The 19,492-nt window shown below is 68.2% G+C and carries 16 protein-coding genes and 1 riboswitch; of the genes, 13 read left to right on the top strand and 3 right to left on the bottom strand.

Annotation, left to right across the window (positions count from 1 at the left end):
* The first annotated feature begins 207 nt into the window (after positions 1-207).
* The 8 genes from flhB (at position 208) to metF (ending at position 10,071) form a co-directional block, all read left to right on the top strand.
* A complete protein-coding gene (flhB, locus tag NP80_RS13935; RefSeq protein ID WP_006408234.1) occupies positions 208-1,407 on the top strand; it encodes a flagellar biosynthesis protein FlhB in 1,200 nt (399 codons plus the stop codon).
* Complete coding sequence (gene flhA / locus NP80_RS13940; RefSeq protein WP_006410632.1) at positions 1,404-3,506, top strand: flagellar biosynthesis protein FlhA; 2,103 nt, start codon at positions 1,404-1,406, stop codon at positions 3,504-3,506. The genes flhB and flhA overlap by 4 nt, the downstream gene beginning before the upstream one ends.
* Positions 3,503-5,281, top strand: coding sequence for a flagellar biosynthesis GTPase FlhF (flhF, locus tag NP80_RS13945; RefSeq protein ID WP_045593804.1), 1,779 nt, complete (start codon positions 3,503-3,505; stop codon positions 5,279-5,281). Before flhA ends, flhF begins: the two co-directional genes overlap by 4 nt.
* Entirely contained in the window at positions 5,274-6,098 is an 825-nt protein-coding gene (locus NP80_RS13950) for a MinD/ParA family ATP-binding protein (protein WP_006409584.1), read from the top strand. Before flhF ends, NP80_RS13950 begins: the two co-directional genes overlap by 8 nt.
* A 22-nt stretch (positions 6,099-6,120) precedes the next feature.
* On the top strand, positions 6,121-6,855 hold the full coding sequence (locus NP80_RS13955; protein WP_006401381.1) for an RNA polymerase sigma factor FliA: 735 nt from the start codon (positions 6,121-6,123) through the stop codon (positions 6,853-6,855).
* A 293-nt stretch (positions 6,856-7,148) separates the two neighbouring features.
* Positions 7,149-7,263: riboswitch (S-adenosyl-L-homocysteine riboswitch) on the top strand.
* A 31-nt stretch (positions 7,264-7,294) separates the two neighbouring features.
* Complete coding sequence (ahcY, locus tag NP80_RS13960; RefSeq protein WP_080512292.1) at positions 7,295-8,716, top strand: adenosylhomocysteinase; 1,422 nt, start codon at positions 7,295-7,297, stop codon at positions 8,714-8,716.
* A 151-nt stretch (positions 8,717-8,867) separates the two neighbouring features.
* The gene (locus tag NP80_RS13965) at positions 8,868-9,221 is read left to right on the top strand and encodes a phage holin family protein (RefSeq protein ID WP_006401378.1); all 354 of its coding nucleotides are present in this window, start codon (positions 8,868-8,870) and stop codon (positions 9,219-9,221) included.
* Between the two features lie 19 nt (positions 9,222-9,240).
* Positions 9,241-10,071, top strand: coding sequence for a methylenetetrahydrofolate reductase [NAD(P)H] (gene metF / locus NP80_RS13970; protein ID WP_006401377.1), 831 nt, complete (start codon positions 9,241-9,243; stop codon positions 10,069-10,071).
* Between the two features lie 67 nt (positions 10,072-10,138).
* Here metF and NP80_RS13975 read toward each other — a convergent pair whose 3' ends face one another.
* Both NP80_RS13975 and NP80_RS13980 read right to left on the bottom strand, forming a co-directional pair.
* On the bottom strand, positions 10,139-11,617 hold the full coding sequence (locus tag NP80_RS13975; RefSeq protein WP_006409585.1) for an amidase: 1,479 nt from the start codon (positions 11,615-11,617) through the stop codon (positions 10,139-10,141).
* Positions 11,618-11,705: 88 nt separating this feature from the next.
* Positions 11,706-12,398, bottom strand: a complete 693-nt coding sequence (locus NP80_RS13980; RefSeq protein WP_006401375.1) for a dienelactone hydrolase family protein — start codon at positions 12,396-12,398, stop codon at positions 11,706-11,708.
* A 230-nt stretch (positions 12,399-12,628) separates the two neighbouring features.
* On the opposite strand from NP80_RS13980, the gene NP80_RS13985 reads away from it, so the two are divergent.
* The gene (locus NP80_RS13985) at positions 12,629-13,705 is read left to right on the top strand and encodes an NAD(P)H-dependent flavin oxidoreductase (RefSeq protein WP_035946336.1); all 1,077 of its coding nucleotides are present in this window, start codon (positions 12,629-12,631) and stop codon (positions 13,703-13,705) included.
* A 416-nt stretch (positions 13,706-14,121) separates the two neighbouring features.
* Entirely contained in the window at positions 14,122-15,264 is a 1,143-nt protein-coding gene (locus NP80_RS13990) for a branched-chain amino acid ABC transporter substrate-binding protein (protein ID WP_006401372.1), read from the top strand.
* Between the two features lie 79 nt (positions 15,265-15,343).
* On the opposite strand, the gene NP80_RS13995 is transcribed toward NP80_RS13990, so the two are convergent.
* Entirely contained in the window at positions 15,344-16,498 is a 1,155-nt protein-coding gene (locus NP80_RS13995; protein WP_206289224.1) for an MFS transporter, read from the bottom strand.
* Positions 16,499-16,778: 280 nt separating this feature from the next.
* On the opposite strand from NP80_RS13995, the gene NP80_RS14000 reads away from it, so the two are divergent.
* The 3 genes from NP80_RS14000 (at position 16,779) to NP80_RS14010 (ending at position 19,474) form a co-directional block, all read left to right on the top strand.
* Positions 16,779-17,438, top strand: coding sequence for a HugZ family pyridoxamine 5'-phosphate oxidase (locus NP80_RS14000; RefSeq protein WP_006409586.1), 660 nt, complete (start codon positions 16,779-16,781; stop codon positions 17,436-17,438).
* A 342-nt stretch (positions 17,439-17,780) separates the two neighbouring features.
* Entirely contained in the window at positions 17,781-18,074 is a 294-nt protein-coding gene (locus tag NP80_RS14005; protein WP_006401369.1) for an H-NS histone family protein, read from the top strand.
* A 245-nt stretch (positions 18,075-18,319) separates the two neighbouring features.
* Entirely contained in the window at positions 18,320-19,474 is a 1,155-nt protein-coding gene (locus tag NP80_RS14010) for a cation diffusion facilitator family transporter (RefSeq protein WP_035489615.1), read from the top strand.
* The last annotated feature ends 18 nt before the right edge of the window (positions 19,475-19,492 follow it).

Consider the following 19,492-nt stretch of genomic DNA (forward strand, 5'->3'; position numbering starts at 1 on the left):
GACTCGGTCGCCCCCTTTTTTCATCCGCGCGCGACACGCAGGCACCCGCCGTCGAGCCGCGCCGGGCGGGCGATCGCGCCCGTCCGATTCGCAGAAATACCCCCCTTTCCCGGCTTTGCTCGACCGATCGGCGGTTGACGCGTCCATCAATAATCGCTGTCAGTGAAAAGCGGCATTCCGCCGTAGCCGTAGCCGACTGGAGGCCCCGTGGCAGACGAGAGCGATCTCGACCGGACCGAAGCCGCCACTCCGAGACGCCGCGAGAAGGCGCGCGAGGAGGGGCAGGTCGCGCGTTCGCGCGAGCTGGCTTCGTTCGCGCTGCTCGCGGCGGGCTTCTACGGCGCGTGGCTGCTCGCGGGACCGGCGGGCGCGCATCTGCAGGCGATGCTGCGCGGCGCGTTCGCGTTCGACCGCGCGACCGCATTCGACACGCACCGGATGCTGTCGGCGGCCGGCAGCGCGAGCCTCGAGGGGCTTGCCGCGCTGCTGCCGATCCTCGCACTGACCGGCGCGGCCGCGCTGCTCGCGCCGATGGCGCTCGGCGGCTGGCTGATCTCGCCGAAAACCTTCGAGCTGAAGTTCGACCGGCTCAATCCGGTCGCGGGTCTCGGCCGCATCTTCTCGATCCAGGGGCCGATCCAGCTCGGCATGTCGATCGCGAAGACGCTCGTCGTCGGCGGCATCGGCGGCGTCGCGATCTGGCGCAGCAAGGACGAACTGCTCGGGCTCGCGACGCAGCCGCTCGATACGGCGCTCGTCGACGCGCTGCATCTGGTCGCCGTGTGCTGCGGCACGACGGTGGCCGGGATGCTGGTCGTCGCCGCGCTCGACGTCCCGTATCAACTCTGGCAGTACAACAAGAAGCTGCGCATGACGAAGGAAGAAGTGAAGCGCGAACACCGCGAGAACGAAGGCGATCCGCACGTGAAGGGGCGGATTCGCCAGCAGCAGCGCGCGATCGCGCGTCGCCGGATGATGGCGGCCGTGCCCAAGGCGGACGTCGTCGTCACGAACCCGACGCACTTCGCGGTCGCGCTGCAGTACGCGGACGGCGAGATGCGCGCGCCGAAGGTCGTCGCGAAGGGCGTGAACCTCGTCGCCGCGCGCATCCGCGAGCTCGCGGCCGAGCACAACGTGCCGCTGCTCGAAGCGCCGCCGCTCGCGCGGGCGCTCTATCACAACGTCGAACTCGAACGCGAGATTCCGGGCGCGCTGTATTCGGCCGTCGCCGAAGTGCTCGCGTGGGTCTATCAGCTCAAGCGCTTCCGCGCCGAAGGCGGCGCGTTCCCGGCCGCGCCCGTCGATCTCGACGTGCCGGCCGAGCTCGACAAGGGCGCGACGGTGTCCGCCGACGACGCGCGCGACGAGGCCGAAGACGCGCTCGGCACGCACGGAGGCGCCGCATGAGCACGCCGACCACGGGGCTCTTCGCGAAGCGCGCGAACCTGCTTGCCGGCACCAACCTGCGCGCGCTGGCCGGGCCGATCCTGATCTGCATGATCCTCGGGATGATGATCCTGCCGCTGCCGCCGCTGCTGCTGGATCTGCTGTTCACGTTCAACATCGCGCTGTCGGTGATGGTGCTGCTCGTCAGCATGTACACGATGAAGCCGCTCGACTTCGCGGCATTCCCGAGCGTGCTGCTGTTCTCGACACTGCTGCGGCTGTCGCTGAACGTCGCGTCGACGCGCGTCGTGCTGCTCGAAGGCCACACGGGCCCGGACGCGGCCGGCCAGGTGATCGAGGCTTTCGGCCACTTCCTCGTCGGCGGCAATTTCGCGGTCGGCATCGTCGTGTTCGTGATTCTGATGATCATCAACTTCATGGTGATCACGAAGGGCGCGGGGCGCATCGCCGAAGTGTCCGCGCGCTTCACGCTCGACGCGATGCCCGGCAAGCAGATGGCGATCGACGCCGATCTGAACGCGGGCCTCATCAACGAGGAGCAGGCGCGCAAGCGCCGCCAGGCCGTCGCGCAGGAGGCCGAGTTCTACGGCTCGATGGACGGCGCGTCGAAGTTCGTGCGCGGCGATGCGATCGCCGGCCTGATCATCATGGCGATCAACGTGATCGGCGGCCTGATCGTCGGGATGATCCAGCACGACATGAGCTTCGCGGCCGCGGGCAAGAACTACACGCTGCTGACGATCGGCGACGGCCTCGTCGCGCAGATTCCGTCGCTCGTGATCTCGACCGCGGCCGGCGTGATCGTGTCGCGCGTCGCGACCGACGAGGACATCGGCACGCAGATCACCGGCCAGCTGTTCACGAACCCGCGCGTGCTGACGATCACCGGCGCGATCATCGTGCTGATGGGGCTGATCCCCGGCATGCCGCACTTCGCGTTTCTCGCGCTCGGCGCCGGCGCGATCTGGCTTGCGCGCACGCAGACGAAGCGCGCGGCCGCACGCAAGGCGGCCGGCGACGTGACCGAGATCGCACCGCCCGCCGCGCTGCCGTCCGACAGCCACGAAGCGACGTGGGACGACGTGCAGCTGATCGATCCGCTCGGCCTCGAAGTCGGCTATCGGCTGATTCCGCTCGTCGATCGCAACAGCGACGGCGAGCTGCTCAAGCGGATCAAGAGCATCCGCAAGAAATTCGCGCAGGAAATCGGCTTCCTGCCGCCGGTGATCCATATCCGCGACAACCTCGAACTGCGTCCGAACGCGTACCGGATCGCGCTGAAGGGCGTCGAGATCGGCACGGGCGAAGTGTTTCCGGGCCAGTGGCTCGCGATCAATCCGGGGCAGGTGACGGCCGCGCTGCCGGGCGCCGCGACGCAGGATCCGGCGTTCGGGCTGCCCGCCGTGTGGATCGACGTCGCGATGCGCGAGCAGGCGCAGGTGTACGGCTACACGGTCGTCGATGCGAGCACCGTGGTCGCGACGCACCTGAACCATCTGGTCGTCCAGCACGCGGCCGAGCTGCTCGGCCGGCAGGAAGTGCAGGCGCTCGTCGAGCGCACCGGCAAGGACGCGCCGTCGCTCGTCGAGGATCTGGTGCCGAAGACGGTCTCGCTGACGACGCTGCAAAAGGTGCTGCAGAACCTGCTCGACGAAGGCGTGCCGATCCGCGACATGCGCACGATCCTCGAGGCCGTGTCCGAGCATGCGGGCCGCGGCGACGCATACGAGATCACGGCCGCCGTGCGCCTCGCGCTCGGCCGCGCGATCACGCAGCAGTGGTATCCGGGCACGGGCGACATGCAGGTGATGGGGCTCGACGCGAATCTCGAGCGCGTGCTGTCGCAGGCGCTCGCGACCGGCGCGAATCCGGGCCTCGAGCCCGGCCTCGCGAACACGCTTCTGACCGGCACGCAACAGGCGATGCTGCGTCAACAGAATCTCGGGCTGCCGCCCGTGCTGCTCGTGCAGCACGCGTTGCGCGCGATGCTTGCGCGCTTCCTGCGCCGCAGCCTGCCGCAATTGAAAGTGCTGTCGTATGCGGAAGTGCCGGATACACGCACGATCAAGGTTGTTAACGTCATCGGGGGTTCCGCTTGAACATTCGCAAATTCACCGGCGCGACGAGCCGCGACGCGCTTCGTCTGGTGCGCGAGGCGCTGGGCGCCGACGCCGTCGTGCTGTCGAACCGCGCGCTCGATGACGGCAGCGTCGAAATCGTCGCACTCGCCGACGCCGAACTGGCCGCGGTCGCACCGTCGGCCGCCGCTGCCGTGCGAGCGCGCCTGCCGGAATCGGCGCTGCCCGCCGCCGTGCCCGCGGCCGCCGTGCCCGGTATCGTCGCGCGGCCCGCCGCGCCCGCACGCGCGGTCGCGAATCCGTATGCGACGGACGAACACGGGCTGCCGGACGTGTTCTCGTCGGTGTTCGGCGCGAGCGCCGATACGACGCAGGCGGCCGCCGGCCCTGCCGCGCCGGCCGCGGACGAGCCGGGCGCGGTGCGCGCGAATGCCGCTGCGCCGGCGCCGGCACATGCGGCGGCGCCCGCCGCGAGCGGCGAACCGGCCGCATGGCTCGTCGAGCACGCGAAACGCCTGACGCAGCAGCGCGATGCGCTGCGCGCCCGTACGCAAACCGCGCCCGCCGCGTCGGCCGGCGCCGCACACGCGCCGCAGGACGCAGCGCCCGCGGCGTCGCCCGACTGGATGCGCGATGTCGCACGCGAGGCGGAACGGCGCGCGCCGGCCGCCGCGCGCACGACCGACGCGGCTGCCGCGAAAGCGGCCGACCGCGCGCGGCTGTCCGCCGATACGGCGGCTGCCGTCGCCGACGCGGTGAAGTCCGGCGTCGAGCGCATCGTCAACGACACGGTGATGCACGAGCTCGGCGCGCTGCGCGGGATGATGGAAGCGCAGTTCGACAACCTGATGTGGCACGACCGTCAACGCCGCAGCCCGGTGCACGGCGCACTGTCGAAGCATCTGTTCGCCGCCGGTTTTTCCGCGCAGCTCGTGCGGATGCTCGTCGATCGTCTACCGGCCGGCGACGGTGCGCAGACGTTCGACGCGGCGCTCGAATGGGCGCAGTCGGTGCTCGCCGCGAACCTGCCGGTGCTCGGCAGCGAGGACGCACTGATGGAGCGCGGCGGCGTATTCGCGCTGATGGGGCCGACCGGCGTCGGCAAGACGACCACGACCGCGAAGCTCGCCGCACGCTGCGTGATGCGCTTCGGCGCGAGCAAGGTCGCGCTGCTGACGACCGACAGCTACCGGATCGGCGGCCACGAGCAGCTGCGCATCTTCGGCAAGATCCTCGGCGTGCCGGTCCACGCCGTGAAGGACGCCGGCGATCTGTCGCTCGCGCTGTCCGAGCTGCGCAACAAGCACATCGTGCTGATCGACACGATCGGGATGAGCCAGCGCGACCGCGCGGTGTCCGACCAGATCGCGATGCTGCACGGCGCGAGCACGCCGGTGCAGCGGCTGCTGCTGCTCAACGCGACGAGCCACGGCGACACGCTCAACGAAGTCGTGCAGGCGTATCGCAGCGCCGGCGACCGCGCCGATCTCGCGGGGCCCGACCTGGCCGGGCCTGACCTGGCCGGCTGCATTCTGACGAAGCTCGACGAGGCGACGCATCTCGGCGGCGCGCTCGACACCGTGATCCGCTACAAGCTGCCCGTGCACTACGTGTCGACCGGCCAGAAGGTGCCGGAAAACCTGTACGTCGCGACCACGCGCTTCCTGCTGAAGAGCGCGTTCTGCGTGCCGCGCGACGGCTCGCCGTTCGTCCCGCAGGACGACGACATGCCGCTGCTGCTGTCCGCGCTGACCGCCCGCGCGGCCGCCGATCTGCACGAGGTGCGATTTGGATAAACGAACGATCGACCAGGCCGAAGGACTGCGGCGCCTGCTGGCCGGGCGCGGTTCGCGCATCGTCGCGGTGACGGGCGGGCCGACCGGCGTCGGCTGCACGTCGACCGTCGTGAACGTCGCTGCCGCGCTCGCGGCGCTCGGCAAGGACGTGCTCGTCGTCGACGAGCGCGCGGACGTGCATTCGGCCGCCGCGACGCTCGCCGGCGCATGGCTGCGCGACGGCGAGCGCACGCGCGTCGCCGCCGGTTTCTGGCTGTGCGCGAGCGCGCAGGCCGCGCGAGCGGGCTACGGCGATGCGCAGCTGAGCGACTTCGTCGACGGCCCGGCCGACATCGTGCTGATCGACGCGCAGCGCGGCGCCGACGGCACGCTGTCGACGCTCGCGCGCGAAGCGCACGACGTGCTGATCGTCACGCGCGTGGCCGCGCACGCGATCACCGAAGCGTACGCGTGCATGAAGCGGCTGCATTTCGCGCACGCGACCGCGCAGTTCCGCGTGCTCGTGAACCACGTCGGCAGCCATGCCGATGCGAAGACCGCGCTCGACAATCTCGCGGGCGTCGCGAGCCGCTATCTGACCGTGTCGATCGCCGATGCCGGCTGCGTGAGCGCCGATCCGCTCGTCGAGCACGCGCGTGCACTGACGCGCTCCGCGGTCGACGCGTTTCCGTCGTCGCCCGCGGCGCGCGACTACCGAAAGATCGCGGCCGACCTGCTGTACTGGCCGATGCGCCCGCGTGCGGGCACAGGTTCCGCGCGCGAGCTGCGCGCGGGCGGGCAGCCGTCGTACCGGACGGGCGCGGCGCACGCCGCATGAGCGCCACCGGAAGGAGAGAGCCATGATGTACAACGCTCAGGGAAAGATCTCGCAGGCCGACGTGCTCGCGCAGTACGCGCCGCTCGTGCGTCGTCTCGGGCTGCAGCTCGTCGCGAAGATGCCGGCGAGCGTCGATCTCGACGACCTGATCCAGGCCGGCATGATCGGGTTGATGGATGCGGCCGGCCGCTACAAGGAAGATCAGGGCGCGCAGTTCGAGACCTACGCGACGCAGCGGATCCGCGGCGCGATGCTCGACGAGCTGCGCAGCAACGACTGGCTGCCGCGCAGCCTGCGCAAGACCTCGCGCGAGGTCGAACTCGCGGTGCACCAGGTCGAGCAGCGGCTCGGCCGCGCCGCGAGCGAGGCCGAGATCGCGCAGCACCTGAACATGCCGCTCGACGAATACCAGGCGATGCTGCAGGACCTGCACGGCAGCCAGCTCATCTACTACGAGGATTTCGACCGTGCGGCCGACGACGAGCCGTTCCTCGACCGCTATCGCGTCGATCACGCCGATCCGTTGTCGGCGCTGCTCGACGAGCATCTGCGCGGCGCGCTCGTCGAGGCGATCGAGCGGCTGCCCGAGCGCGAGAAGCTGCTGATGTCGCTCTACTACGAGCGCGGACTGAATCTGCGCGAGATCGGCGCCGTGCTCGAGGTCAGCGAATCGCGCGTGTGCCAGCTGCATAGCCAGGCGGTCGCGCGATTGCGCGCGCGGCTGCGCGAGCAGGCGTGGGTCGGCGCGGAAAGCTGAAGCGCGCGCGGCCGGCGGCGCATCGCGCCGTTCGCCCGGCCGTTCCTCGATCGGACGCGGCCTGCTCAACTGCAGCATGGTGAGATTGCGCGCGTCGAGAATCGGTGCGACCGCGTCGGCAGCACGAGTCTCCCGATCGATCGGCCAGCCGATCGCGCGTGCGAGCATCGCGACCCAGAGCGCCCGCGCGCATCTCGATAAAGGGGCGCGCTTCGCTCTGCGCGCCCGTCGCGACGGCGATCGACGCGGCCGACGCAAGAAATTTCCGTCGCGATTTGCTACAATCGCAGCCGTTTTCCGAGGAGCGTTGCGACGGACCTTCTGCGTCCGCCAGGCTCGGAAGGCTTCACCAGGCAGCCGTGCGGCGACATTCGCGCCGGCCCGCCTCCTGAACGGCGCTCACGTCATCAATTTCTAGAACTTTTTTAGAAAGGAGGGCGTGATGAGCGCCGTTATCGATTCGAAAGCTTCCCAGGATTACGTCGTCGCCGACATGGCACTTGCCGGCTGGGGCCGCAAGGAGCTGAACATCGCCGAGACCGAAATGCCGGGCCTCGTGCAGATCCGCGACGAATACAAGGCGCAGCAGCCGCTGAAGGGCGCGCGCATCGCCGGCTCGCTGCACATGACGATCCAGACCGGCGTGCTGATCGAGACGCTGAAGGCGCTCGGCGCCGACGTGCGCTGGGCATCGTGCAACATCTTCTCGACGCAGGACCACGCGGCCGCCGCGATCGTCGAGGCCGGCACGCCGGTGTTCGCGTTCAAGGGCGAATCGCTCGACGAATACTGGGAGTTCTCGCACCGTATCTTCGAATGGCCGAACGGCGAATTCGCGAACATGATCCTCGACGACGGCGGCGATGCGACGCTGCTGCTGATCCTCGGCGCGAAGGCCGAGAAGGATCGCTCGGTGATCGCGAAGCCGACCAACGAGGAAGAAGTCGCGCTGTACAAGTCGATCGCGCGCCACCTCGACATCGACGCGAACTGGTACTCGAAGCGCCTCGCGCACATCAAGGGCGTGACCGAAGAAACGACGACCGGCGTGCACCGCCTGTACCAGATGGAAAAGGACGGCCGCCTGCCGTTCCCGGCGTTCAACGTGAACGATTCGGTCACGAAGTCGAAGTTCGACAACCTGTACGGCTGCCGCGAGTCGCTCGTCGACGGCATCAAGCGTGCGACCGACGTGATGATCGCGGGCAAGGTCGCGGTCGTCGCCGGCTACGGCGACGTGGGCAAGGGCTGCGCGCAGTCGCTGCGCGGCCTTGGCGCGACCGTGTGGGTTACCGAAATCGATCCGATCTGCGCGCTGCAGGCGGCGATGGAAGGCTACCGCGTCGTGACGATGGAATACGCGGCCGACAAGGCCGACATCTTCGTGACCGCGACCGGCAACTATCACGTGATCACGCACGATCACATGAAGGCGATGCGTCACAACGCGATCGTCTGCAACATCGGCCACTTCGATTCGGAAATCGACGTCGCGTCGACGCGCCAGTACCAGTGGGAAAACATCAAGCCGCAGGTCGACCACATCATCTTCCCGGACGGCAAGCGCATCATCCTGCTGGCCGAAGGCCGCCTCGTGAACCTCGGCTGCGCGACCGGCCACCCGTCGTTCGTGATGTCGAACTCGTTCGCGAACCAGACGCTCGCGCAGATCGAACTGTTCACGCGCGGCGACCAGTACGAGAACAAGGTCTACGTGCTGCCGAAGCATCTCGACGAGAAGGTCGCGCGTCTGCACCTCGCGCGCATCGGCGCGCAGCTGTCGACGCTGTCGGACGAGCAGGCCGCGTACATCGGCGTGCAGAAGGAAGGTCCGTTCAAGCCGAACCACTACCGCTACTGATGCGTGCCGCCGCTGCCACGCCGCATGCGCCTCGCGCGCACGCGGCGCGGCAGCGCGGCGTCATCCGGCCGGGCGGCCTGCCGCACGCATTTGCGCGCGGGCCGCTCGCGCCGGCGGCCACCGATCGACAACCGAAGAACCGGAGCACACCATGAGCCTCATCCTGACCTGGGTCATCAATGCCCTCGCGCTGCTGATCATCACGTACCTCGTGCCGTCGATCCACATCAAGAGCTTCGGCACCGCGCTGATCGTCGCGGTCGTGCTCGGCCTGATCAACACGGTGATCCGTCCGGTGCTGATCCTGCTGACGCTGCCCGTGACGGTCGTCACGCTCGGGCTGTTCATCCTCGTCGTGAACGCGCTGTGCTTCTGGTTCGCGTCGTCGCTGCTGAAGGGCTTCGAGGTGTCCGGGTTCTGGTCCGCGTTCTTCGGTTCGATCCTGTACAGCATCGTGTCGTGGCTGCTGTCCGCACTCATCTTCGGTCAGCGCAACCTCGGCTGAGGGCTGAACCCTCCGAATCATGAAACCGATCGAACTCTCGTTTGAATTCTTTCCGCCGAAAACGGCGGACGGCGTCGAGAAGCTGCGCGCGACGCGTGCGCAGCTGCTGCCGCTGAAGCCGAAATTCGTCTCCGTGACGTTCGGCGCCGGCGGCTCGACGCAGCAAGGCACGCTCGATACCGTGCTCGACATGCAGAAGGACGGCCTCGACGCCGCGCCGCACCTGTCGTGCATCGGCTCGTCGCGCGACAGCCTGCGCGCGATCCTCGACCAGTACCGCTCGTGCGGCATTCGTCACATCGTCGCGCTGCGCGGCGATCTGCCGTCCGGGATGGGCTCGGTGGGCGAGCTGCGCTACGCGTCGGAACTCGTCAGCTTCATCCGTGCGGAGCACGGCGACTGGTTCCACATCGAAGTCGCCGGCTATCCGGAATACCATCCGCAGGCGCGCTCGCCGAAGGCCGATCTCGAGAACTTCGCGCGCAAGGTGAAGGCCGGCGCGAATTCCGCGATCACGCAGTACTTCTTCAACGCGGACGCGTATTTCCGTTTCGTCGACGACGTGCGCAAGCTCGGCGTCGACGTGCCGATCGTGCCGGGCATCATGCCGATCACGAACTTCTCGCAGCTGATGCGCTTCTCGGAAATGTGCGGTGCCGAAGTGCCGCGCTGGGTCGCGCGCCGGCTCGAGAGCTTCGGCGACGATCGCGAATCGATCCGCGCGTTCGGCGCCGACGTCGTCACCGGCCTGTGTCAGCGTCTGATCGACGCGGGCGTGCCGGGGCTGCACTTCTACACGCTGAACGCGGCCGCCGCGACGAAGGCGATCTGCGAACGCCTCGACGTGTAAGCGTCGCGCACGCGGCCTGCCGCTGCATGCCCCATCGGCTTCGGCCGGCGGGGCTTTTTTTCGTCCGTCAGCGCTGCGCCTGCAGCAGCGGCGGACGGCGATCGAACCACGGCCGCGCCTGCTCGAGCTGCCGCGCGAGCTGCAGCAGCAGCGCGTCGTCGCCGTGACGCGCGACGAACTGCACGCCGATCGGCAGCCCGCGCGCGTTCCAGTAGAGCGGCACCGACATCGCCGGCTGGCCCGTCAGATTGAACAGCTCGGTGCAGCCGGCCCACGCGAACGCCTTCTGCGACGCCTTCGCGAGCAGCTCGCGCAGCAGCGGCTTCGCGGGCAGCGCGGCCACGAGCTTCATCTGCGCGGCTTCGAGCGGCGTCGGCTGCAGTTCGCCGATCTTCACCGGCGGCCCGGCCAGCGACGCGCAGAGGATCGCGTCGTAGCGCGACACGAAACCCGACACCTGCACGGTCAGCTGCCGCTGCCATTCGAGCACGTCCTGCAGCCGCGCACGCGCGAGCCGCCGGCCGACCACGGCCATCGCCCAGGTCGCCGCCTCGAACTCGCCGCGCCGCGGCGTGCGGCCGGTCAGTGCGCGCGCGCCGAGGACGATCTCCTCGGCGATCGTCGCCCACAGCGTCAGGAAGGTTTCTGCCGCGCGCGCGTAGTCGACATGCAGCGTCGCCGGTTCGACGTGATGGCCGAGCGATTCGACGAGCGCGGCCGCGTCGTCGAGCGCCGCGCGCGTATCGTCGGCGAGCGCCGGCGCGAGCATCGGATCGGTGACGAGGCCGATCCGCAGCGGGCCGGGCGGCGTATCGAGCGCCGCGAGGAAGGTGCCCGGCGCACCGGGCGGCCGCGTCGCGCCGGTCGTCACGTCGAGCAGCAGCGCACTGTCGCGCACGCTGCGCGACACCGCATGATTGACGACGAGATCGCCGTGGGTCGGCAGATCGACGAGCGCGGGATGGCGGCTCGGCTTCAGGCCGAACAGCCCGCAGCACGAGGCGGGAATGCGGATCGAGCCGCCGCCGTCCGATGCATGCGCGAGCGGCACGACGCCGGCCGCGACGGCGGCCGCCGCGCCGCCGCTCGAGCCGCCGCTCGTATGGTCCAGGCTCCACGGATTGCGGCACGCGCCGAACAGGTCGGGCTCGGTGTAGGGCATCTGGCCGATCTCCGACGTGTTGGTCTTGCCGAACACGTTGAGCCCGGCCGCACGGCTTTTCGCGATGAACGGCGAATCGTCGCCGGGCACGAAGTAGCGGTAGTGGCGGCTGCCCATCGACAGCGGCAGCCCGGCGACGGCCGCGCCGAGATCCTTCACGAGATACGGGACGCCCGCGAACGGCGCATCGGCGGTTGCCGCCGACGCAGCCGCCGCACGCGTGCGCGCGGCATCGTAGTCCTGCAGCACGATCGCGTTGATCGCGCCGTTGACGGCCTCGGCCTGGCCGATGGCCGCGTCGAGCAGTTCGAGCGGACTTGCCTGGCGTTCGCGCACGAGCGTCGCGAGGCCGATCGCATCGTGCGCGAGATAGTCGTCATGCATCGCGGTCACTCCTGTTGTGACGTATGGCGATGGGCCAAGCATAACGCGGGCGCGGCACGCGGCGGTGCGGGCCCGCGGCGGGCCGGGCTTACAGGTGCTCGGCGAGGAACGTCAGCGTGCGGCCGTGCGCGAGCGCCGATGCGCGCTGCTGGTACGACGCGCGCTCCGGGCAGTTGAAGCCGTGCTCGGCGCCCGGATAGACGTGAAACGCGGCGTTGTCGCGGCCGGCGAACGCGGCCTTCACCTGCTCGACCGCATCGAGCGGAATCGCGTGGTCGTTTTCGGCGTAATGGAACAGCATCGGCTGCGCGATCTTGCCGGCGAGGTCGAGTGCGTTCTGGATGCCGCCGCCGTAATACGCGACCGCGGCGTCGACCTTGCCGGCCGCAGCCATGCGATAGGCGAGGTGGCCGCCGAAGCAGTAGCCGATCGCGGCGACCTTGCCGGTCGTTTCGGTCCGCGCGCGCAGCGCGTCGGCGGCCGCGCCGAGATCGGCGACCGCGAGGCCGATGTCGGTCTTTTTCAACAGCTCGATGCCTTTGTCGCGATCGGCGCCGTCGTACGTCAGCTCGACGCGCGGCTGCGTGCGCCAGAACACGTCGGGCGCGAGCGCGACGTAGCCGTCGGCCGCGTACTGGTCGGCGACCGCACGAATGTGCGAATTCACGCCGAAGATTTCCTGAATGATGATGACGGCAGGACCCTTGCCGCGCTTCGGCAGCGCGAGATAGCCGCCGAAGCTGTCGTTACCGGTCGGGATGTCGATCCATTGGGCAGTCACGTGGGAACTCCTGGCAAACGAGGCGCATGCGGCCTCGGGGACGATAGAGGCGGCTTAGTGTGCCACCAATCGCGTGCCGTTGCAGTGCGCGCACCGTGCGCGTCGCGCGCTTCTCGCGCAGCGATCGATTCGATCTCGATTATTCATTTTTCGGCCGCGCGGTGCTTCGCTACAGTCGATGCACAGGCTTTTACAAAGCGCTTTCGCGCATCGTTTTCGAAGGATCCGCCATGTCCGCTCGTCCGTTTTCCACTCCGTTCGCCGAACGCTTCGGCTTGCGCGTGCCGCTCGTGCAGGCGCCGATGGTCGGCGCGACCACGGCCGCGATGGTCGCCGCCGCGTCGAACGCCGGCGCGCTCGGCAGCCTCGGCGCCGGCGCATTCGACCCGGATCGCATCGCCGCCGAAGTCGACGCGATCCGCGCGGCGACCGATCGTCCGTTCGCGGTCAACCTGTTCGTGCTGCCCGACACCGCAGCCGATGCGGCGACCGTCGCGCGTGCGCTCGCCGCGATCGATCCGCTGAACGCGGCGCTCGGCCTGCCGCCGGGCACCGCGCCCGCACGGTACGCGCCCGACTTCCGCGCGCAGCTCGATGCGCTCGTCGCACTGCGCGTGCCGGTCGCGAGCTTCACATTCGGCGTGCTCGAGGCGGCCGACGTCGCGCGCCTGAAGGCCGCGGGCACGTACGTGATCGGCACCGCGACGCACGTCGCCGAAGGGCTCGCGTGGCAGGCGGCCGGTGCCGACGCGCTGTCCGCGCAGGGCGCCGAAGCGGGCGGCCATCGCGGCACGTTCATCGGCCCGGCCGAACACGCGCTGATCGGCACGCTCGCGCTCGTGCCGCAGCTCGTCGATGCGACCGGGCTGCCGGTGCTCGCGGCGGGCGGCATCATGGACGGCCGCGGCATTGCCGCGGCGCTCGCGCTCGGCGCGCAGGCCGCGCAGCTCGGCACCGCGTTTCTGCCGTGCGCGGAAAGCGCGATCGCGGCGGACTGGAAGGCGCGGCTGCTCGCGTGCGACGACACGTCGACGCAGGTCACGCGCGCGATCACCGGGCGCCACGCACGCGGGCTGCGCAACGCGCTGATGACGCGCCTCGGCGAACGGCTCGACGACGTCGCCCCGTATCCCGTGCAGAACGCACTCACGCAGCCGCTGCGCCAGGCGGCCGCGCGCGCGAACGACGGCGACTATCTGTCGCTGTGGGCCGGGCAGGGCGCGGCGCTCGCACGCCGGCGCGGCGATGCGCTGACGACCGCGCAACTGGTCGATGCGCTCGCGGCCGAATGGCGCGCGGCAGCCTGAATGCGTTCGTATCGGACGCCGAAACGCGCGTGCCGTCACGCGCGTTTCATTCAATGAACGCGCGCACCCAATACCGATTCGAAAAGGCGCGGAAACGCTTTAAAAGTCCCTTTCAAAAGCCCTCGGGTAATTAGCGGAAACCCTTATCCGGCGGGGCTTCCAGCCGTTTTCGAGCGAGCCCTCCAGTGCGCTCGTGGCGGTAGTGTTACCACTAACTCAAAAAAGTCCCACAAATTAATTTGATCACCTACACTGCGCGCAAGCACGGGCGGCCAGCTGCTAAAAGCGGCTGTTTCACGTGCTTGAGGCCAAGTGCATGAACGATGCAACCGGCGAATCGTCCAGTGATGCAAACACAGGGATGGCAGCGGGGCACCGGGCGATGGCGTTTATTGGGACCGAAACTGGAGACTTACATGAATATCAAGATGCAAAAGCTGTTGCCGATCACCGCGGCGGCGATGCTGTGCGCTGCAGCCGCAAGCAACGCGTCCGCCGATCAAGTCGTCAAGATCGGCCACGTCGCGCCGTTGACGGGCGGCATTGCACACCTGGGCAAGGACAACGAAAACGGTGCACGTCTCGCAGTCGAGGAGATCAACGCGAAGGGACTGACGATCGGCGGCCAGAAGATCACGCTGCAGCTCGACCCGCAGGACGATGCGGCCGACCCGCGTCAGGCGACGCAGGTTGCGCAGAAGCTCGTCGACGACAAGGTCGTCGCGGTCGTCGGCCACCTGAACTCGGGCACGTCGATCCCGGCATCGAAGATCTACAGCGATGCGGGCATCGTGCAGATCTCGCCGTCGGCGACGAACCCCGCCTACACGCAGCAAGGCTTCAAGACGACGTATCGCGTCGTCGCGACCGACGCGCAGCAGGGCCCGGCACTCGCGAACTACGCGCATTCGAAGGGCATCAAGAGCGTCGCCGTGGTCGACGATTCGACGGCCTACGGCCAGGGCCTCGCGAACGAATTCGAGAAGAAGGCGAAGGCGCTCGGCCTGAAGGTGGTGTCGCACGACGCGACGAACGACAAGGCGGTCGACTTCCGCGCGATCCTGACGAAGATCAAGGGTGAAAACCCCGACGCGATCATGTACGGCGGCATGGACGCGACCGGCGGCCCGTTCGCGAAACAGGCGAAGCAGCTCGGCCTGCGCGCGAAGATCTTCGCGGGCGACGGCGTGTGCACGGAAAAGCTGGCCGACCTGGCCGGCGACGCGACCGACAACGTCGTGTGCTCGGAAGCCGGTGCATCGCTCGAGAAGATGCCGGGCGGCGCCGCGTTCAAGGCCAAGTACGAGAAGCGCTTCGGCCAGCCGATCCAGATCTATGCGCCGTTCACGTATGACGCCGTGTACATCATCGTCGACGCGATGAAGCGCGCGAACTCGACCGATCCGGCGAAGATCGTCGCGGCGATGCCGGCGACGAACTACACGGGCGTGATCGGCACGACGACCTTCGATTCGAAGGGCGACCTGCGGCACGGCGTGATTTCGCTGTACAACTACAAGAGCGGCAAGAAGACGCTGCTCGACGAAGTGAAGATGTAACGCGACAAGCGGTCAACAGCAGGGGTGAAAACGCGCATGCGGCGACGCATGCGCGTTTTCTTTTGTGCCGGCGCGCCGCTCAGATCTTCAGATGCGCGAGCACCTTCGGCGCCACGATCGCGACGAGCGCCGCGCAGAGCGCGACGACGGACAGGCCGATGGACAGATTCGCGGCCTGCGCGACCGCGCCGATCACGACCGGCCCGAACAGCAGTCCGAAGTACGCGAGCCCGGCGACGTGCGCGAGGCCTTCGGCCGCGTGGATGCCTTTCACGCGCGCGGCGGCGGCAAACAGCACGGGCATCATGTTCGCGAGGCCGAGCCCCATCAGCGTGAAGCCGATCAGCACGGCCGCCGCGTGCGGCACCAGCAGCGCGCCGATCATCCCCGCGCAAGCGAGCGACGCGCTCGCGAACACGAGCTGCGGCGCGCCGAATCGCGCGCGCACCGCGTCGCCCGCGAAGCGCGCGGCGGCCATCCCGCCGGAGAACGCCGCGTACGCGGCGCTCGCCGCAGCGGGGCTCGCGGCGACGACGTCGCGCATGTAGACGGTCGCCCAGTCGTACATCGCGCCTTCGGCGATGAGCGCGACGAGTGCGATCCCGCCGAGCATCCACAGTGCGGGCGAGCGCCAGCGGTTGCCGCTGCCGTGCGCTTCGTCGTGATGCGGGACGTGCGGCAGCACGGCCGGGCTCGCCGCGACGAGTACGGCCGCACAGGTGGCGGCCGCGAGTGCGAGATGCACGGCCGGCGACATCCCGGCCGACAGCAGCGCGCCGCCGGCCGCGGCGCCCGCCATCCCGCCGATGCTGAACATCCCGTGCAGCGACGACATGATCGGCTTGCCGAGCGCGAGCTCGACCGCGCTCGCTTCCGCGTTCATCGCGACGTCCAGCGTCGCCATCGAGAAGCCGAACAGCGCGAGCACGACGAGCAGCATCGGATAGTCGGGCACGACGAGGATCAGTGCCGCGCACGCGGACATTACAAGCCCGCCCGCGAGACACGCGACGCGCGAACCGACGCGCGCGATCCAGCGCGCGATCGTCAGCATCGCGGCGATCGATCCGCCGGCGACCGCGAACAGCGCGATCGACAGCAGCGCGGGGCTCAGCGCGAACTTGTCGCGCACGGTCGGCACGTGGACGCCCCAAGACGCGTACATCATGCCGGCAACGAAGAACAGCGCCATCGTCGCGGTGCGCGCACGCTGGCGAACGGGAAGCGACAGCATGCGGTGCGCGTCGGGCGCGGCGGCGAGATCGGAGGAAGATGGGGACACGGAACGCTCGTTGGAAGTCTGAATGCGCCGGATGACGGGCGCTCGTCTGATTGGTCCGATTCTATCGAACCGCTTGCGCGCTTGCCGAGCGGCGCCGTCCCGCGCGATGCTGCACCGGTTTGGCGCATGACGGCCGGACGGGCCGACGGCCCATGCGCGGTACGCTCGGCCGCGAGTAACATCGGAGCGCAGGCGGCGCGCCGACGCGCCGCGCGTTCATCGTGGAGCCATCTTGAACATCGATCCCGCCCTCGCCCTGCATCTGCTGCACCGCTGCGCGCTCGGTACGCTCGCGACCCATGCGCGCGAGCCGCAGGGATTTCCGTATCCGACCGTCGTGCCGTTCGCCCCCGACGCCGGCCACCGGCCCGTGATTCTCGTCAGCGCGCTTGCCGAGCACACGCGCAACCTCGTCGCCGATCCGCGCGCGGGATTCCTGGTCGTCGATGCGCGCGACGGCGACGTGCTGAACGCCGAGCGCGCGACGCTGCTCGGCCGCTTCGTCCCGCTCGACGACGATCCGCACGTCGCCGCGCGCTACTGCCGCTACGAGCCGGACGCCGCGCGCTATCTGGCACTCGGCGACTTCACGTTCTGGGCGTTGGACGTCGAGCGGCTGCGCTATATCGGCGGCTTCGGCCGCATGGGATGGGTCGACGGCACGGGCCTCGACACGCTGCCGCCGCTCTCGTTCGACGACGAGCAGGAACTGTGGGCCGCATACGAAGCCGGCGCCGAGCGCCGCGACGGGCTGGAGCTGCTCGGCGTGGACCGTTACGGCGCGGACTGGCGATACGACGGGCGCCGCATCCGGACGTCGTTCGACATGCCGCAAGCCGACGTGCGCGCCCTGCGCGAACGGCTGCTCGACTGCGCGCGAAATGCGGCGTGATGTCGCGGCGTGCCGGCTCGTACGCGGTGCAACGATTTTCCGAAATTGTCGCCGGATGAAAGTTTTGATTTTTACGCATGTCGGGTAATTGCGTATGTTGATAGACCGAATCGACAACCGGTAATGTCCTAATCTCGACACCGGTTCGTAACATTTTGAGAAAGTTCGTAGCCGGTCAAAATGACGGGCCTGAATTACAATCGACATCGGGATTTTCATGAATCCCTCTTCTCTCAATTCTTTTTTGTGCTAATCTCTGCCTTCAAAATCCGAGGCACATATATTTCATGAGTGGTGAGCCGGCTGCAGACCGGCGCCATTGGTCAGATCGAAAGGAAAACTATGTCTTCTTACAAGGACCTGCTGGCCCAGCGGGAGAAGCTGGAGAAGCAAATCGAAGAAGCGAAGGCGCGTGAATACGCCGAAGTGCTCAACGACGTGAAGCAGAAAATCGCCGACTACGGCTTTTCGCTCGCGGAACTCGGCCTGAGCCGCGCGAAGGCCGGCAAGGTCGGCCGCCCGCGCGCCGGTGTGGCGGCAAAATATCGCGATCCGGAAACGGGCGCGACGTGGTCGGGCCGCGGCAAGCCGCCGCGCTGGATCGCCGGCAAGAATCGCGAACAGTTTGCGATTTAAACACGCGCTTACATCGCTCATTCAAGCAGAAGAGCCGCGTGCCGTTGAGGCGCGCGGCTCTTTTGTTTTCAAGGCGTCCGGCTGCGGCTGTCGTGATTTGTAACAAAAATGTCACAAAGCGGCGTGAATGAAAATGCGATGCGTTCGCATAAGCAATTGATTTGAATGGGAAATTTCGTGTTATCGAGATATGGAGCGGGTCGCGTTTGATAGAATCACGTATCCACACCGATATCTCGTATTCCATGTCTACCTTTACCGGCGACGCGCAAAGTGCGGATAAGCACGCGGTCGCGCGCAAGAGTACCTTCGTCAGTATCGTGCTGAATGTCGTACTGGCGACATTTCAGATCGCGGTCGGCGTGATTGCACATTCGCAGGCATTGATTGCCGACGGCGTGCATTCGATTTCCGATTTGATCTCCGATTTTGTCGTGCTGGTTGCGAATCGGCACAGCGGCGCGGTGCCCGATGCCGACCACAATTACGGACACAGTCGCTACGAGACCGTCGCTTCGCTGTTTCTCGGCGCGATCCTGATCGCGGTCGGAATCGGCATGTTATGGCGCGGCGGCGAGCGCCTCGTGCATCTCGAGACCATTCCGCCCGTGCATTTTTCCGCGCTGCTCGTCGCGCTGACGGTACTCGTGTCGAAGGAAGCGCTGTTCCGCTACATGCTGCGCGAAGCGCGACGCGTGCGCTCCGCGATGCTCGTCGCCAATGCGTGGCATGCGCGTTCGGATGCCGCATCGTCGCTCGTCGTCGCGATCGGCATCGTCGGCAGCCTGTTCGGCTTCCGGCTGCTCGACCCGATCGCGGCCGCGATCGTCGGCTTCATGGTCGCACGCATGGGCTGGACGTTCGGCTATGACGCGCTGCAGGATCTGTCCGATCGCGCGCTGAGCCTGGCGGAGACTGCCGAGATCCGCGCGCTGCTCGCGGCGACGCCCGGCGTGCGCGACGTGCACGATCTGCGCACGCGCAAGATGGGCGACGCGGCGCTCGTCGACGCGCATATCCTCGTCGATCCGATGATTTCCGTGTCCGAAGGCCACTACATCGCCGAAACGGCGCGTGCGCGCGTGCTGGCCGATCCGCGCGTGCTCGACGCGCTGATTCACGTCGATCCGGAGAACGACGCGGCACGCCGTCCGGCGCTCGCGCTGCCGCCTCGCGACGAAATCGCGACGCGGCTCGAAGCGGCGCTCGCGCAGCGCGGGCTGCGCGCCACCGCGATCAATCTGCATTACCTGAGTACGGGCCTCGAAATCGACGTGACGCTGCCCGCGGAGACAGGCTCCGACGCGGCGCTCGCCGACAAGCTCGACATCGACGCGCTGAAGCGCCAGTTCGGCGCGCGCCGGATCGGCTTCACGCGCGCGCTGCCGGCGCACGCATGAACGACGGGCCGCGCGGCG

The organism is Burkholderia multivorans ATCC BAA-247, from assembly GCF_000959525.1.
Taxonomy (GTDB): domain Bacteria; phylum Pseudomonadota; class Gammaproteobacteria; order Burkholderiales; family Burkholderiaceae; genus Burkholderia; species Burkholderia multivorans.